We start from the raw sequence: 15,118 nt of genomic DNA on the forward strand, positions 1-15,118 counted from the left end.
GGCCGGGCGGGCACCGCTACCAGCGGTCGCGGTGGACGACGTCCGCCACCGGACGCCGCCGGACCGGACCGAAGGAGCCCAGCGGCAGGCCGACCGGGATCACCGCGAAGGTGTGCATGTCCTCGGGGATGCCGAGCACCGCCTTCCATTCCTGCTCCAGCATCAGGTGCCAGACGGTGATGTTCGCCGCGAGCCCCAGCGCCCGCGCGGCCAGCAGCAGGTTCTGCACCCCCGGGTAGACGCACGAGCCTTCGGCGAGCGCCTGGAACCGGTCCTGGATGTTCATCATGTGCTCGGTCGCGGCCGGGCCGAGCGCCCGCGCGGACTCCCGCAGCCCCTCCTCGTCGACCCGCGGCTCCGGGAACCGGTAGCACGGAATGATCAGCGCGGGAGTGTCCGCGAAGTGGTCGCGCTGGTACGCGATCGCGGCGACCATCCGCCCGTACGCCGCCTCGTCCATGCCCTTCGGCGCGTGCTTCCCGGTCGTCGCCAGATACGCGTCCACGCACCGCTTCCACAAGGGCGCGAGACGGGCCATCACCTCACGATCCGTCACCACCACGTACTCGTAGCACTGCATGTTGCCGCCGCTCGGCCCCCAGACCGCGGCCTGCACGAGCCGCTCCAGCATCTCGTCGGGCACCGGGTCCGGCTTGAGGCGGCGCATGGCGCGCATGGTGGACATGACGGTGAACAGTGCCGGTCCGCCGGCCCCGGCCGCGTCCTTCGGCGCATCGCTCGCCGTGACGGCGCCGTCGGCGGTGATGCCGTCGGCCGTCGTGATCGCGTCGGCTGAAATGGTCACGCTGTCCGGAATGCTCGCATCTGTTGTCATGATCGCGGAGTCTATGGTCGCGGTCACCGCGGCGGGAGGGGCCGGACGGCCCCGGTCCCGGTCCACGCGCACCCACCGCCGGGGCGGCGCCGGCAGGTGTCCTACCGCCGGACGGCGCCTCCGTCTGGACCACCCCGGTCTTCGGCGACGACTCCGGCGAGCCCTGCTACAACGCCACCTTCACCAGCGCCCACTGCAACCAGGCCTGGCGTTGGAGCCTCGACTACGTCAAGGACCCGCAGGGCAACGCCCTTTCGTACTTCTACGAGCGGGAGACCAACCACTACGCGCTGAACGGCAAGACGGACGTCAACGGCACCGCCTACCACTCCGGCGGCTACCTGAAGCGCATCGACTACGGCCAGCGCGACGGCCAGGTGTACGCCGCCAAGGCACCCGCCCGGGTCGTCTTCAACACCCAAGAGCGCTGCCTGCCGACCGACACCTTCACCTGCGCGGCGGCCGACTTCAAGAAGGCGAACGCCGCTCACTGGCCGGACGTCCCGATGGACCGGTACTGCGCGGCGAACACCAAGTGCACCGCCTCGCAGGTGGCGCCGTCGTTCTGGACCCGCAAGCGGCTGGCCGGCGTCACCACGCAGATCCGCAAGGACGCCACGACGTACCAGGACGTGGACGCCTGGACCTTCACCCACCTGTTCACCGACAACGGCGACGACTCCAAGACGCTGTGGCTGTCCAAGATCGACCACGAGGGCCGCGTCGGCACCGTCGCCAAGCTTCCCTCGCTGGAGCTCTACGGCATACAGCTCGCCAACCGCGTGGACGCGATCGGCGACAACATCGCCCCCTTCCACCGCTTCCGGCTCGCCGCGGTTCTGAGCGAGACGGGCGCCCAGGTGGACGTCAACTACGCGCCCACCAATTGCAACAAGGCCGCGCTGCCGAAGCCGGGTGAGTCGACCAAGCGCTGCTACCCGGTCAAGTGGTCCCCGCCGGGCTACATCGACCCGATCACGGACTGGTTCCACAAGTACGTCGTCGCGGAGGTCATCGAGACCGACCGCACCGGCGGCGGCGACAAGCTGGTGACGCGGTACGACTACCAGGGCCCGGCCGCCTGGCGGAAGGCCGAGCCGGACGGGATCACCGAGGACAAGTACCTCACGTGGGGCGGCTGGCAGGGCTACGGCAAGGTCAAGGTGACCAGTGGCACCGAGAACAAGCAGTCCACCCGTGTCGACTACACGTACTTCCAGGGAATGGACGGGGACAAGGACCCCGCAGGCGGTACGCGCAGTGCGGAGGTGACCGACTCCGAAGGCACCAAGTACCCGGACCACAAGGAGTTCACCGGTCAGGAGCTGGAGGCCGCGACCTACGACGGCGACAAGCTCGTGTCCAAGTCGATCAACACCCCCGCGCGGTACTTCACCGCGACGGACACCAACACCTGGGGCACCACCAAGGCGTCGATCACCAAGACGACCAAGGTGCGCGGCTACACCGTCACCGAGGGCGGTGACGGCCGCCGCGAGACCGAGCAGAACACCAAGTACGACACGTCCAACGGCACCGGTCGCGTGATCGAGTCCGAGGACCTCGGTGACCTCTCCACCGCCGCCGACGACACATGCACCCGTACCTACTACGCGGACAACACCGCGGCGAACATGATGGAGCTGACGTCACGGATCGAGACGGTCGCCGTCAAGTGCTCCGTGACGCCCGACCGCACGAGTCAGGTCATTTCCGACGAGCGCACCTCGTACGACGGCGGAGCCTTCGGCGCCGCGCCCACCAAGGGCAACGCGACGAAAACCGAGCGCCTCAAGTCGCACGACGGCACCACCGCGACCTATCAGGTGACGGGCACCACGGCATACGACGCCTTCGGCCGACCCACCTCGCAGACCGATGCCGTCGGCGCGGAGACCAAGACCGCGTACACCGATGTCAACGGCCTCATCTCGCAGACGAAGGTGACCAACGCGCTCGGGCACGTCACGACCAGTGACTTCGCCCCGGCCTGGGGCCAGTCCACCGGCCAGACCGATGCGAACGGCAAGCGCACCGACCTCGCCTTCGACGGCCTGGGCCGGCTGACCTCGGTCTGGCTGCCGGATCGCGGCAAGACCCAGACCCCGAGCATCAAGTACGCGTACAACGTACGCCGCGACAAGGTCGTCGCGGTCAAGACGGAGAAGATCGAGGAGGGCGGTTCGTACGGCAGTGAGTACGAGCTGTACGACGGACTGCTGAGGCCCCGCCAGAAGCAGACCGAAGGACCCGGTGGCACCCGCATGGTCGCCGACACCTTCTACGACGCCACCGGCAAGATCCTCAAGACCAACGCCACGTACAACGCGTCCGGGGGGCCCTCGGACGAACTGCTGATCGTGCGCAACGGCGAGGTCGGTGCGCAGACCCAGTACGAGTACGACGGTCTGGGCCGCACCACCGCCGAGATCTTCGCGGTCGCGGGCGCCGAGCAGTGGCGTACCACCTACACCCACGGCGGCGACCGCACCCACATCGACCCGCCGGTCGGCGGCACGCCGACGACGACCCTGACGAACGCCCGTGGCCAGACCACGGAAATGCGTCACTACAAGGGCGCCTCGCCTGTCACGGGAGGCCCGCCCTCGGGCTACGACACCACCACGTACGCGTACACGGCAGCGGGCCAGCTGAAGCAGCTGACCGACGCCAAGGGCAACATCTGGACATACACGTACGACCAGCGAGGCCGGCGGACCGAGGCGCAGGACCCGGACACCGGAACGACGAAGACCACCTACGACGACGCGGACCGGGTTCTCTCGTCCACAGACAGCCGCAACGAGATCATTTCCACGGTCTACGACAAGCTCGGCCGCGTCACGACGACCTGGGACGGCGCGCCGACCACCGGCACCAAGCTCACCGAGCGGCGCTACGACAAGGCCAAGTGGCTGGGCAAGGAATACGCCTCGCTGCGCTACATCAGCAGCACCGAGTACTTCGCCACGGTCGTGCAGTCCATGGACGACTTCTACCGTCCGCTCCAGACGGCCTACTCGGTCCCCGCCTCCCAAGACGCGCTGGCCGGTATCTACACCTACACCGCCACGTACAACCCGGACGGCACCAAGCAGAGCGACGGAGTCCCCGCGGTCGGCGGTCTTGACGCCGAGGTACTCGGCTACGGGTACGACGACCTGCAGCGCATGAGGACGATGAGGGGCGCCACGCCGTACGTCACCAACACCATCTGGTCGGGACGCAGCCTCCTCCAGCAGCTGGAGCTGTCGAACGGCGGAAAGAAGACCTGGCAGACCTTCGACTACGAGACGGGCACCGACCGGCTCATCCGGTCCGTGGTCGATGTCGCGGGTTCCACCACCGGTCCGGCCAAGGAGTCGACCTACTCCTACGACCAGATCGGCAACATCCTGTCGGTCGCGGACACCGCGGGCACCGGGACTCCCGACCTGCAGTGCTTCGCCCATGACTACCAGTACCGGATGACGGAGGCATGGACCCCGGCGACCACCAAGGACGCCGCCAAGGCATCCGGCACCGTCGGAAGCCAGACCCCGCTCGACGGCGCGCGCCCGGCCGCATGCGGCGGCACGCCCGGCAGCTCCCCGCTCGGCGGCCCGGCGGCCTACTGGACCTCGTACACCTTCGACGAGGTCGGCGACCGGCTGTCCGAGACGGTGCATGACACCGGCCTGGACGCCGCCAAGGACATCAAGCGCAACCTGACCTACAAGCCGGGCACGCACCAGGTGTCCAAGGTCGTCGAGAACGCTCCGACCGGAGACCGTGAGTACGCGTACACCTACGACGCCGCGGGCAACACCGAAACCCGCACCATCGGAGGCGACACCCAGACCCTGGAGTACGACGCCACGGGCAAGGTGATCAAGAACAGCCGGCCCGACGACGTCACGACCCCCGACAAGAACGAGGCATCGCAGACCAGTTATCTCTACGACGCCGACGGTGCCCGGATCCAGCGCAAGGACCCCTCGGGCACCACGATCTACCTGCCCGGCGCCGAACTCCGCCTCGACGCCGGTACGTCGACGGTCAAGGCCACCCGCTACTACGGGTACGGCGACTCCACGATCGCGGTCCGTGACAACACCAAGAAGCTCTTCTTCCTCGCCGCGGACCACCACGGCACGGGCGAGCTGTCGATCGACGCGACGACAGGGGCGATCACCCAGCGCCGCTTCGACCCGTACGGAAACAACCGCGGCATCCAGCCCGGGCAAGGCGCTTGGCCGGGCGAGAAGGGCTTCGTGGGCGGCACGATCGATGCCTCCACGGGCCTGACGACGATCGGGGCGCGGGAGTACGACTCCTTCCTCGGCAAGTTCATCTCGCCCGACCCGGTGGTGGACACCAGCGATCCCCAGCAGCTGAACGCGTACGCGTACGCGCACAACCGTCCCGTCTCGGCGAGTGACCCCACGGGTCTGTACGACCCGGACGAGCGGGCGTACTGCCAGCAGCACCCCAGCAGTTGCACTGGCCTTCGCGTCAAGACCGGCGAAACGAAACATCAGCAGCAGGCCAATGACGCCAAGGACAACCTGGACAGGGCGGAGAGCAACCTCAGCGGTTCCAAGCACCGCATCAAGCAGACCGCCAAGGCGATCACCAAGATCGTCATGGACGAGCTGGGCATCACCGCGGCCCTGGACTGCTTCTCCAGCGGCGACCTGGGCGCCTGCGGCGAAACGGCGCTGAATGTCGCCGGCAGCTTCGCAGGCGGCCTCGCCGGCAAGTTCCTCGCGAAGTACGGCGCACCATGGAATTGGAACAAGGCATACAAGCTGATCAAGCGGGTCACCGGTCTGGTCGGCGACTTGGTCGACAGCGCCCAAGAGATGTGGAAGGCATCCAAGGCGTACGACAAGGCCAAGGGTGCCTGGGCCGCGGCGAAGTCGAAACTCGCGGGCGACTGTCACAGCTTCCTTCCAGGCACGCAAGTGGAGCTGGCCGACGGCAAACGCAAGAACATCGAAGACGTCGCACTGGGCGACACAGTCGTCACGACAGACCCGAAGACCGGTAAGAAGCTCACCCGCAAGGTCGTCGGCACCATCGTCACCGAGGACGACAAGGAGTTCGTCGACCTCACTGTCGCCACACCCGACGGCGACTCCTCGCTTGTCGCGACGGTCACCCACCCCTTCTGGGTGGCGAACGAGCATCGTTTCGTAGACGCCGGCGATCTGAAGCCAGGCATGCTGCTTCAGACCCCGGAGGGCAAAACCTACCCCGTGAAGAGCCTGCGGTTCTTCACAGAGCGTCAGCGCACACACGACCTGACCATCGATGACGTCCACGCGTACTATGTGCTGGCAGGCGCCACGCCCGTCCTCGTCCACAATTGCGGGGGAAGTAAGCTCAAAGAGGGTGAGCAATACGTCTACCGCGCCGTGAAGGACGACGAGTTGAAGCAACTCTTGGACACTCGACGCTTTCAGAATCCCCGGGGTATCGAATCGAAGTACTTCTCTTCGACTCCAGAGGGTGCGGCTCTCTACGCCAGGTCCGCCCATGCGAAGTTCCCGGACGAAGGCGCTTACACGCTGGTGCGTGGCGTGATTAGAACTGAACACATTCCTGCGGAGAGCAGGATTGAGCATCTAGCGGACGGGGGTGGCGGAATTGATGCCTTCGCGCTCTGGGAGGATTCAATGAGTACGATCGGCCGAGTTCGAATCCTTCCCTCCATGCCGATCCCTTAGGTGAATCGATGAAGATCTACGTGACGTCCCTCCAGCAGTCGACCCTGGACCGCTGGTCGAGGCTGCTGCCTGATTCGATGGCGATCGAGTTCGTCAACGAAAGTAGCCGCTCGGTTCGGGCTGACGTGCTTGTGATGTCTGGAGTTTGGGCATTCGACCGCTACGGCGGTAGGCCGAACAGAGAGACGGCACAGGTCTTGCCGAATTCGAGAGGTGACGGCTTGCCGGAGTGGATTGTCGTCCCGCCGTTTCGTCCGATCGTTGAACGGGACGGGGAATTCTCCATCAGGGAGGATTTCGAGCAAATCAGCCCTGCCTACTATGCTGTGCTCCAGTCTCTCAGAGCAGTGAGGGATGAATTCGGAGAGTCGGTAAGCGTGGCGCTGGATCTACCAATGCTCGGAATGGATGATCCACGTGATGAATCGACCCCAGCGTCGGCGGCTCGGGCCATCGAGGTATTTCTGAATGAATGAGCAGAAGTCCCACCGGAGAGTCAGTCCGGTGGGGCTTCTCCCGTGTTGACGGCAACGCTGACGGCAACGTCAGCGGACGACGGCTGCGGCACGTGGGTCGTCGGGGGCGTTGTCCGTCGGGCTGAGGGCGGTGCCGAGAGTGTCGACGCCTTGTTCCAGGAGCAGGGTGGCGGTTGAGTGGCGGAGGTCGTGGAAGCGGATGCGTCGGAGGCCGGCCCGGTCGAGGAAGCTGCGGAAGCGGCGGGTGAGGTTGGCCGGGTCGAGAGGCCGGCCGGTGGGCGTGGTGAAGACGAGTCCACTGTCTCTCCAGGCTGACCGCGCCGTCTCGCGCTCCTTGTCCTGCTGTTCCTTGTGCTCCTTGAGGGAGTGGATGCATTCGGTCGGGAGCGCGATGCGGCGCTCGGATGCCTACGACAGCGGTGAGGAACACCGCCAGGCGCTTCTGGCCCGAGCCGAAGCCCTGCAACTGGCAGGGCGGTACCTGATGCAGGTCCGTCAGTACGACCTCGGCTACACCGCCCTGGCCGGGGCGATCACCGACGCCCGCCGTGCCGCAGGCACCCTCACCGCGGCGTCCGGCGTGATCGGCATGTGCTGGCTGCTCCTGCGCCAGGGACGCTTGGACGAGGCCGAGCACCTGGCCGCCCGGACCGCCGACATGATCGAGCCGAGGCTGTCCAGGGCGACCCCCGACGAATGCGCGGCGTGGGGCTGGCTGGCACTTCGGGCTGCGGCTGCCGCAGGCCGCAACAATCGCCCCCAGGAGGCCCGCCACTACCACCGCGTGGCCACCACAGCTGCATCGGCGGTGAGGCGTGAGCACACCGGGTCGTTCTTCCGGCACTGGACGACCTTCGGTCCGCTGACCGTCGGTATGAAGGGCGTGGAGGACGCCATGGTCGTCGGGGACGCGCGTACCGTCGTCCGCAAGGCTGGCGAGGACGCCCTGTCGCCCAAGGCATGGAAGAGCACAGGGCGGCCGAGTGACGACAACTGGAACCGCCACCGCATGGACGTGGCACGCGCCCACGCCCGCACCGGCGATCTGACCGCGACGATGGACGAGCTGACGGGAGTACGCCGAGCATCCCCACAGTGGCTCAGGCACCAGCACGTGGCCGCCGAGACCATGCAGGAGATCCTGAAGAAGCGCAAGCGGACCCTCACCGCCGAGATGCGCGACATGGCCTCCTACCTGGGCGTCGTCGGATAGCTACCGCGCAGCGCAGCACTTCGCGCACTCTGTGCCGCAAACTGCCCTGGTCCATAAATGGGGTGACGGCCAGTCAGCTCCTATGGTCACCGTGTCCCTATCAGCTACCCAGCCAGGGGTGCACGGTGACCAAACCCAGGAGCGACGCGGACCGCATGCGGCGCCGGGAACTTTACGACGCGGCGGCAGGCGTGGCCGGCCCCCGCTTACTCCCATGGACCACCCCGGACGGGAACCCCTGCTACCTCAGCACCGACGGCAGGGGCTACCTGTCCACACTCGCCGACAGCATCGAAGCTGTCCAACTCGGCATGGGCGAACAACTGCTGGAACATGCCCGCGAGGTCCTGGCCCCCGGCGCGCGAGCTCTGTCGGCAACCGAGTACCGCTGGCTCGCCTCCCGACTGGCCGAAGCCCTTACCGACGCGCTCCGGGTTGCCGAGTCACGCGGACAGCGCATCCCGGACCCGCAGGAAGAGGCGGCCGAGCATGCCTGACACCGGCACGGCAGCCCGGAAGCACTACCGCTTCCGCGAGTACCACGTGACCACCGTCGTGGACCCCATGACCCTGCCCACCTTCGAGGCCATCTGCGTCACCGGAGAAGACCACGACTGCGGCGCCACCTCCGGCGAAGTGCACACCGAGGACGGACTGACCCGCTGGATCGCCGAACACTGCGCCCAAACCGGCCACGACTTCTACCACCGCACCACCCGCGCCACCCTCCGCGCCGAACCCGGCGCATGGCAGTAGCAGGTCCTCACGCCGCGCCCGCCGCCCGCGCCCCCTGACGGCAGTAGCGACGGCAACATCCACGGATTTCCCCGCACAACCACGGACGCCAGCGGAACGCAAAACCCGCGCTGACCAGCAAAGAAGCAGGTAGAGAGGTGCCGCGTAGCACACGTACTATGTGCTCGCGGGGGCCACGCCGGTACTCGTTCACAACTGTGGTGAGGCCGATGATGACTTGCTCGACTTCGCAGACGAGGCGCTGAGTATGAGCCCGGAATCGCGACCCAATGTTGCGACGAAGATTACTTCTGCGGATGGAGAGCATGTCCGTTTCACCTATGCGACGGATACGCGTAGCGGTGCAATGCCTCCGCAGACAGCGAGGGCAGTAGCCAACTCCGGACGCCATGGCGGATGTGGGGAAGTTGGCTGTGCCATCCAGTTCGAGAATGCTGGCATCCCACTGGAAAGGTCGACATTTCAGTCCGTCATGATCGGTGGTGGCGGTAGAGGGAATTCGTTCCCAATTGAGAATCATGGCGAGCTGATCGCGCCATGCCCTGCCTGCCAGCGGTTCTTGCCTCTAATCGGTGGACGTGGGTGAGTCTCATGCCCGTCTCTCCAGAGTTGCGCGCCGCACTTCAAAGATTGAGAGAAGTGCGATCCGAAAGGCCTCCGGGTGGGCGTGAAACTGAATCTTTTGCCGCGTGGCGGGAAAGGATTGCAGACGCTTTGGATTCACTGGCCGGCGTTCTCATCTATCCGGAAGATCGCCAGAGAGCCGCCGCCGAAGCGGCCGCTGCTCGCGCCGAAGCAGAAAGAATCCGTGCGGAACTGAATCAACTGGACTGATAGATAGAGCTCTGCTCTGATCCGTCTATTTCAGCAACAGCAAAACGGAATGTCCTGGGATATATCAGAAGCCCCGCCGAGAGTAGTTTCGGTGGGGCTTCTGAGTCGTTTGACGGCAACGCTGACGGCAACATCAACGGACGACGGGTGCGGCTGGTGGGTCGTTGGGGTTGGCCGAGCAGGTCCCGATAGCCGGTGAACGTAGGCAGCGCGGCCGTGGTCGGTTCGAGGCGGGGGATTGTGGTGGTGGGGTCGTGCGGTGGCATGCTGACGGGACCTCTGTGCACTGCGGCACACACGTGTGCCGTGGACGGGTATGGGAGGGAAGCCCCGGAAGGGGCGAGGGTTTGGCGACTACACGCCCTTGCCGGGGATCACGGCGGTACGGAGTCGGTCCGGAGCGGGGCTGGCCCGCTCGGGCGGCTGGCCGACGCGGTTCACGCGGCCCTGTCCAGGTCGACGAGGTCGGGCAGTTCGCGGATCTTGAGGGCGCAGGGGCGGGTCGCGCCCGGCGTGCGGCCGGATGGTTGCCTACGGTGGGAGGGGAGTGGGCGGGAACGCGGGCGGGCGACTGTGGGTGCGACGAGGGCGGTGGACGCGACATGCAAGGCTCGCGGATCCCGCCCGGCGCGCACTCCGAACGGTCGGCGGGCCGCGCAGGTGCCGTGGGCCGGGGCGCGCCCCGACGGGCCCGGGGGCGAGCACAAGGCGGTGCCGGAGGGCGGCGCGGCCGGCCACCGACGTGCGCCGGGGCGGCGGACGCGGCGCCACCTCGACCCGGGCCCCGGTCCAGGAGATCACCGACCGCCGGAACGGCCACTACGAACGCCGCCCGACCGCGCCGCCCCCTGAACGCACCCCGGAAGGAACAGGCCCGGAAGGAACAGGCCCGGAAGGAACCAGTTATGGACAAGCCCGAGTTCGTCTACGTCATCTACATCCAGACCACGGCGGAGAAGCTCTACCAGGCGCTGACCGACCCCGAGTCCATCAAGATCTACATGGGCGGGTACGGCCCGGACTCGATCTGGGAGGCCGGCGCGCCGGTCCGCTGGAAGATGGACCCGGACGGCGAGTTCGAGGAGGTGGGGCAGTGCGTCCTGGAGGCGGAGCCCGGCAGGCGACTTGCCTACACCTGGCACACTCTGCAGCCCATGCACCGCCAGATGTTCGACTTCGCCTCGGACGAGGAGTGGGAGAAGGCCGTCCGTGAACGGTCGAAGGTCGCCTTCGACATCGAGCCGGCCGAGGAGCCCGAGATGGGCATCAAGCTGACGCTCACCCACGACGGCTTCGAGAGTCCGGACAGCAAGATGCTGGAGGGCGTCAGCAGCGGCTGGACCATGATCCTCTCGACGCTCAAGACCCTGCTGGAGGGCGGGAGGTTCCTCGACGAACCGGCCTGACGCAGTCGCGGACGCAGGTCGGGATCGGGCCCGGCGCCGTCATACGGCGGGCGCGGAGTGCACCGCCGGCAGGCGGTGTACGTGACGTTCTCGGTGAAGGCGGCCACCACCGCCCTGTCGTGAGGGGCGGGGAGCCGCCCGTTCACACCCGGCTGTCCGGGACCACGTGCACGGCCGCCTCCTCGGCCGATGCCCCGGCCCCGTCGATTCCGACGTCCTCCGCCGCCAGGGTGTCCGGCTCGTCGATGTCCAGCTCCCGGGTCAGGCGCCCGGCGCGTACCGAGCCGACCTCCCCGTCCCAGAGCTCGCCGTCACTGTCGGAGAGGTCCCCCATACCGTCGCCGGCGACCTCGGTGATGTCGGGGAGCTCCCGTGCCAGACGGCTCTCCAGGGACTCGCCGCTGTGCTGCTCGGCGGCCGTGGTGCCGCGGTCCTCCACCGCCCACGGGCGTTCGGGCGGGGAGTAGCCCTCGTCGAGCAGGTCGGTCAGCCCGCGATTGTCGAGGGTGTCCTCGATGTCGAGCTGCTCGACGAGATCGGATGCCTCCGGCTGCTGGGGCTGGTAGACATCGTCCCCCATCTCGGCGTCCTTCATGGTCTGTCCCTTCCCGGTTCTCGGGACCCCGGCCCTGCGCGCCGGACACATGACTCGGGCGAAACAGGTCGTGCGCGCAGAAATGTGCGCGCTTGTGGCGTAGGCGCGATAAGCGCCTCAAGATCGCTGAAGCGTCCTTATGGGTAGAAACATCCTTACGGGTACAGGATAAGTGGCCCCGGCAGGAGTCCGCAGCCGTTCGCCCCTGGGCGCGGACGGACGCTCCGAGGGACGATGGGGGTGTGGCAGGCGGGCCGTGTCCTGCCCCATCGGTATCGGGAGAGCCGCCATGGATTACCCGGAGAGCTACGAGCTGGTGTTTCAGTCGTCCGCCGTGGAGGACGACGCGGTGACCGTCCGGCGCACCGAGCACTCGGGCGCGGGCGGGTACCCGATCTACGAGGACGAGACCGGGATCATACGCGCGGAGATCAGCGACCGGGGAGAGGTGCGCATGCTGGCCAGTGGCGGACACCAGGTCCTCGGCACGCCGCTGGTGGTGCGCGAACCGAGCACCTGACGCGCCGGGGCCCGCCCGGAGAAACGGTCTCCGTGCGGGCCTTACCCGTACGGGATCCCGGTCGCGCGGCCCGTCATCGGCACGGGCCCCGCCCGGTCGCTACGGGACGGGTCACCGGCCGTGGGCCGGGACCGGCGTGAGCCTCCCGGTCAGCCCTCGGTCCAGCCGTGGTTCTTGGCGAACTGCAGCAGAGCACCCCGGATCTGAAGGATCTGAGTGCCCGTCAGTGACGGTGCCGACTCCAGCAGGATGTCGGTCACCTCCCTGGTGTACGCGGCCGAGCTGAGCACATCGCACAGGGCGTCGTCGTCCGCCGACGCCGCGTGAGCGGCTGCGGGCCTCGGAGGAGTCAGCGGCTTGCCGTCAGGGCCTTCCGCGAGCCTGACGGACGACGCCTTCAGCCCGCGGTCGCCGTCCTCGATCTCGAACTCGACCATGGTGCCCGTGTGCACATAGGACTCCGGGATCAACATGTCGTTCACATGGAGGAAGACGTCCTCACCGCCGTGATCCGGCGCGATGAAACCGTATCCCCGTGCGCTGTCGAATCGCACCACACGACCAGAAACCACACCAACCCCCAAGAAAGTACCGGGCCCCTCGCCCGTCGCCACACATGGCTCGACCGGAGGATAGCCCCGGCCGTGGCGCGGCGCGACCCGGTCCGGGAATCGTGCCCGCTCACCGGAGCCGGCGCGGGGGCGGTGGCGCGGTCCCGGAGGCCAGCGGGGAGCGGGCCAGCACGACGCTGCCCACCGTGATCAGACCGAGCGCGACCAGTTCCGGCAGCACCCACCACCCGGTGCGCAGCCGCTCGTCGAACAGCGTCACCCCGTACAGCACGCTGATCAGCGCGTCTCCCAGGGTCAGCGGCGGCTGGACCGCGACCAGCATGCCCGCCTGGAGGGCGTTCTGGAGCAGGAACAGCGCGCCCACCCCCGCCGCGGCGGTGGCGTACAGCTGCCAGGACGTCAGCAGCGCCACCGCTGCGCCACCGCCCTGGAGCCGCGCCATGGCGTCCTTCATGAGCGCGGCCGTGAGGGCGTACCCGCACGCCGAGGCGAGACCGAGCAACGCGCCCCGGGCATTGCCGCGGACGCCGAGCGCCGCGCCGATCAGCGCCGCCTCGAAGACCCCCGTCAGGATCAGTGCCGGGATCCAGACCGCGCCCCGCACGGCGGCGCCGTCGCCCTCCGGGGCCGCCGAGACCATGCCCAGGGCCAGCCCCAGAGTCATGCCCGCCACCGCGTACCAGAGCGAGGCGGGCAGCCGGACCCGCATGGCGAACCCGGCCATCAGCAGTGCGGCAGGCAGCTCGATCACGAAGATCGGCTGGACCACGGAGATCGGCCCAGTGGCCAGGGCCACGGCCTGGCAGACGGCCGCGACGATCACCAGCCCGATCCCGGCGAGCCAGCTCCGGCGACGCAGCAGGTGCCCGATCAGCGACAGCCGCATCGCCTCGCTGTCGGGGACGGTACGCGCGGCCCGACGCTGCAGGACGGAGGCCGCGCCGTTGGTGAGCGCGGTCAGGACGGCGAACAGGACACTGATCACCCGCTCATGATGCGGGCGGGCGGCCCGCGATCCCCTGTCCCACGCCCCTGGGGCGCGGCGGGCCGCAGGGACCGCGCCCCCCGGCCGCGGGCGTGCCTCCCGCACCCGGCTCCGACGGCGTACCGCCCGCCGCGTCCGCCGGGGCCGTCCTGCGCCCGTCCGACGACATGCCGCCCGGTCACGCGGGCCGGGGCCGTCCTGTCGGCGCCGGGGCGGTCCTCAGCCCGTGCGACGACGTGCCGCCCGGTCACGCGGGCCGGGGCCGTCCTGCGCCGTCCGACGACATGCCGCCCGGTCACGCGGGCCGCGAGCGCCTCACGGCAGCAGCCCCGCGCGACGCGCCGCCACCACCGCCTCCAGCCGGGTGTGCGCCCCCAGCTTGCGCATCGCCGAACGCAGATACCCCTTCACCGTCTCCGGCCGCAGCCCCAGCCGCTCCGCAGCCACCGCGTTCGTCGTGCCCGCGGCCACACAGGCCAGTACGTCCAGCTCGCGCGGCGCCAGCCGCACCTCGCACCGCCCCGGCTTCCGGGCCCACGACTCCGCCCCGGACCCCGCCGCAGAGGCGAGCCGCCCGCACACCGCGAGCAACTCGTCGCGCAGCGCGGGGTCGACGACCTTCGGGATCAGGGTGCGCAGTTCGCGATGGGCCTCGCGGACGTCCTCCCACGCCCCCGGGGCCGTGGCCCCGGGGGCGGTGAGCTGTTCCCGCGTGACGGCCAGGAGCCGCTGTACCTCGTCCCGGACGACCAGGGCCTGCTCCACGTCGCGGGCCGCCGCCACCGCCGCGTCGAACGCCCGGTCCCCGAGGGTGACCGGCTCGCGCAGCGCCCCGTAGAGCAGACCGCGCACCTTGCGCCGTACGACGACGGGCACCGCGACCACGGAGCGCAGTCCCTCCGCCGCGACCGCCGTGTCGTACTCGTGGCTGATGTGGCGGGAGGCGTGGTAGTCGGTGACCGCGCACGGCCGGGACAGGGCGATCGACTTCCCGCCCAGACCACTGCCCGCCGAGATGACGAGCCCGCGCAGGGCCCCGGTCTGCGCCCCGTTCAGCTCCGCGATCCGCGCATGGCGGGCGTCGGAGAGCAGCCCGCCGAAGGCCACGGGCATTCCACTGGTCCGGCGCAGCCGCAGCAGGGCTGCTCCCATGTCGACCGCGTTGTCGGTTCCCGGCACGCTGGCGCCTCTCTGTCCGGAGGGGCTAGGCGGTGT

The 15,118-nt window shown here is 68.5% G+C and carries 12 protein-coding genes and 1 pseudogene; 7 read left to right on the plus strand and 6 right to left on the minus strand.

Annotated elements, in window-relative coordinates:
- Positions 1-16: 16 nt before the first annotated feature.
- On the minus strand, positions 17-685 hold the full coding sequence (locus ACGF2V_RS28015) for a nitroreductase family protein (RefSeq protein WP_362624135.1): 669 nt from the start codon (positions 683-685) through the stop codon (positions 17-19).
- A gap of 527 nt (positions 686-1,212) precedes the next feature.
- On the opposite strand from ACGF2V_RS28015, the gene ACGF2V_RS28020 reads away from it, so the two are divergent.
- Together ACGF2V_RS28020 and ACGF2V_RS28025 are read left to right on the plus strand one after the other, a co-directional pair.
- Positions 1,213-6,546, plus strand: a complete 5,334-nt coding sequence (locus tag ACGF2V_RS28020; RefSeq protein ID WP_362709824.1) for an RHS repeat-associated core domain-containing protein — start codon at positions 1,213-1,215, stop codon at positions 6,544-6,546.
- An 8-nt stretch (positions 6,547-6,554) separates the two neighbouring features.
- The gene (locus ACGF2V_RS28025) at positions 6,555-7,022 is read left to right on the plus strand and encodes a hypothetical protein (RefSeq protein ID WP_362709826.1); all 468 of its coding nucleotides are present in this window, start codon (positions 6,555-6,557) and stop codon (positions 7,020-7,022) included.
- Positions 7,023-7,091: 69 nt separating this feature from the next.
- Here ACGF2V_RS28025 and ACGF2V_RS28030 read toward each other — a convergent pair.
- A pseudogene (locus ACGF2V_RS28030) lies at positions 7,092-7,430 on the minus strand (tyrosine-type recombinase/integrase); the annotation flags it as partial.
- On the opposite strand from ACGF2V_RS28030, the gene ACGF2V_RS28035 reads away from it, so the two are divergent.
- The 4 genes from ACGF2V_RS28035 (at position 7,393) to ACGF2V_RS28050 (ending at position 11,231) form a co-directional block, all read left to right on the plus strand.
- Positions 7,393-8,235, plus strand: coding sequence for a hypothetical protein (locus ACGF2V_RS28035; RefSeq protein WP_362709828.1), 843 nt, complete (start codon positions 7,393-7,395; stop codon positions 8,233-8,235). The pseudogene ACGF2V_RS28030 and the gene ACGF2V_RS28035 overlap by 38 nt on opposite strands.
- 125 nt (positions 8,236-8,360) lie before the next feature.
- Positions 8,361-8,732 carry a hypothetical protein gene (locus ACGF2V_RS28040; protein ID WP_362709831.1) on the plus strand — a complete coding sequence of 124 codons (372 nt, stop codon included), beginning with the start codon at positions 8,361-8,363 and terminating at the stop codon, positions 8,730-8,732.
- Positions 8,725-8,991, plus strand: coding sequence for a hypothetical protein (locus ACGF2V_RS28045; RefSeq protein ID WP_362709833.1), 267 nt, complete (start codon positions 8,725-8,727; stop codon positions 8,989-8,991). Before ACGF2V_RS28040 ends, ACGF2V_RS28045 begins: the two co-directional genes overlap by 8 nt.
- A gap of 1,739 nt (positions 8,992-10,730) precedes the next feature.
- The gene (locus ACGF2V_RS28050) at positions 10,731-11,231 is read left to right on the plus strand and encodes an SRPBCC family protein (RefSeq protein WP_362709836.1); all 501 of its coding nucleotides are present in this window, start codon (positions 10,731-10,733) and stop codon (positions 11,229-11,231) included.
- A gap of 142 nt (positions 11,232-11,373) precedes the next feature.
- Here the strand turns inward: ACGF2V_RS28050 and ACGF2V_RS28055 are convergent, their stop codons facing one another.
- Positions 11,374-11,826: a DUF5709 domain-containing protein gene (locus tag ACGF2V_RS28055; protein WP_362709839.1), complete on the minus strand. Its 453-nt coding sequence runs from the start codon at positions 11,824-11,826 to the stop codon at positions 11,374-11,376.
- 289 nt (positions 11,827-12,115) lie between these two features.
- Here ACGF2V_RS28055 and ACGF2V_RS28060 point away from each other — a divergent pair, with 289 nt between their 5' ends.
- Complete coding sequence (locus ACGF2V_RS28060; RefSeq protein WP_362709842.1) at positions 12,116-12,346, plus strand: DUF6296 family protein; 231 nt, start codon at positions 12,116-12,118, stop codon at positions 12,344-12,346.
- Positions 12,347-12,495: 149 nt separating this feature from the next.
- On the opposite strand, the gene ACGF2V_RS28065 is transcribed toward ACGF2V_RS28060, so the two are convergent.
- The 3 genes from ACGF2V_RS28065 to ACGF2V_RS28075 all read right to left on the minus strand — a co-directional run bounded on the left by ACGF2V_RS28065 (position 12,496) and on the right by ACGF2V_RS28075 (position 15,055).
- Positions 12,496-12,918: a cold shock domain-containing protein gene (locus tag ACGF2V_RS28065; RefSeq protein WP_362623967.1), complete on the minus strand. Its 423-nt coding sequence runs from the start codon at positions 12,916-12,918 to the stop codon at positions 12,496-12,498.
- 109 nt (positions 12,919-13,027) lie between these two features.
- Positions 13,028-13,903, minus strand: coding sequence for a DMT family transporter (locus ACGF2V_RS28070; RefSeq protein ID WP_362709844.1), 876 nt, complete (start codon positions 13,901-13,903; stop codon positions 13,028-13,030).
- A 315-nt stretch (positions 13,904-14,218) separates the two neighbouring features.
- A complete protein-coding gene (locus ACGF2V_RS28075) occupies positions 14,219-15,055 on the minus strand; it encodes a helix-turn-helix transcriptional regulator (protein ID WP_362624129.1) in 837 nt (278 codons plus the stop codon).
- Positions 15,056-15,118: the final 63 nt, after the last annotated feature.

It is taken from the genome of Streptomyces sp. NPDC047982, assembly GCF_043204165.1.
Taxonomy (GTDB): Bacteria; Actinomycetota; Actinomycetes; order Streptomycetales; family Streptomycetaceae; genus Streptomyces.

Bases quoted from the DNA above. Each gene is read 5' to 3' on its own strand.
- ACGF2V_RS28015 (WP_362624135.1), bottom strand. From the start codon at position 685: ATGTCCACCATGCGCGCCATGCGCCGCCTCAAGCCGGACCCGGTGCCC.
- ACGF2V_RS28025 (WP_362709826.1), top strand. From the start codon at position 6,555: ATGAAGATCTACGTGACGTCCCTCCAGCAGTCGACCCTGGACCGCTGG.
- ACGF2V_RS28035 (WP_362709828.1), top strand. From the start codon at position 7,393: ATGCATTCGGTCGGGAGCGCGATGCGGCGCTCGGATGCCTACGACAGC.
- ACGF2V_RS28045 (WP_362709833.1), top strand. From the start codon at position 8,725: ATGCCTGACACCGGCACGGCAGCCCGGAAGCACTACCGCTTCCGCGAG.
- ACGF2V_RS28050 (WP_362709836.1), top strand. From the start codon at position 10,731: ATGGACAAGCCCGAGTTCGTCTACGTCATCTACATCCAGACCACGGCG.
- ACGF2V_RS28055 (WP_362709839.1), bottom strand. From the start codon at position 11,826: ATGAAGGACGCCGAGATGGGGGACGATGTCTACCAGCCCCAGCAGCCG.
- ACGF2V_RS28060 (WP_362709842.1), top strand. From the start codon at position 12,116: ATGGATTACCCGGAGAGCTACGAGCTGGTGTTTCAGTCGTCCGCCGTG.
- ACGF2V_RS28075 (WP_362624129.1), bottom strand. From the start codon at position 15,055: ATGGGAGCAGCCCTGCTGCGGCTGCGCCGGACCAGTGGAATGCCCGTG.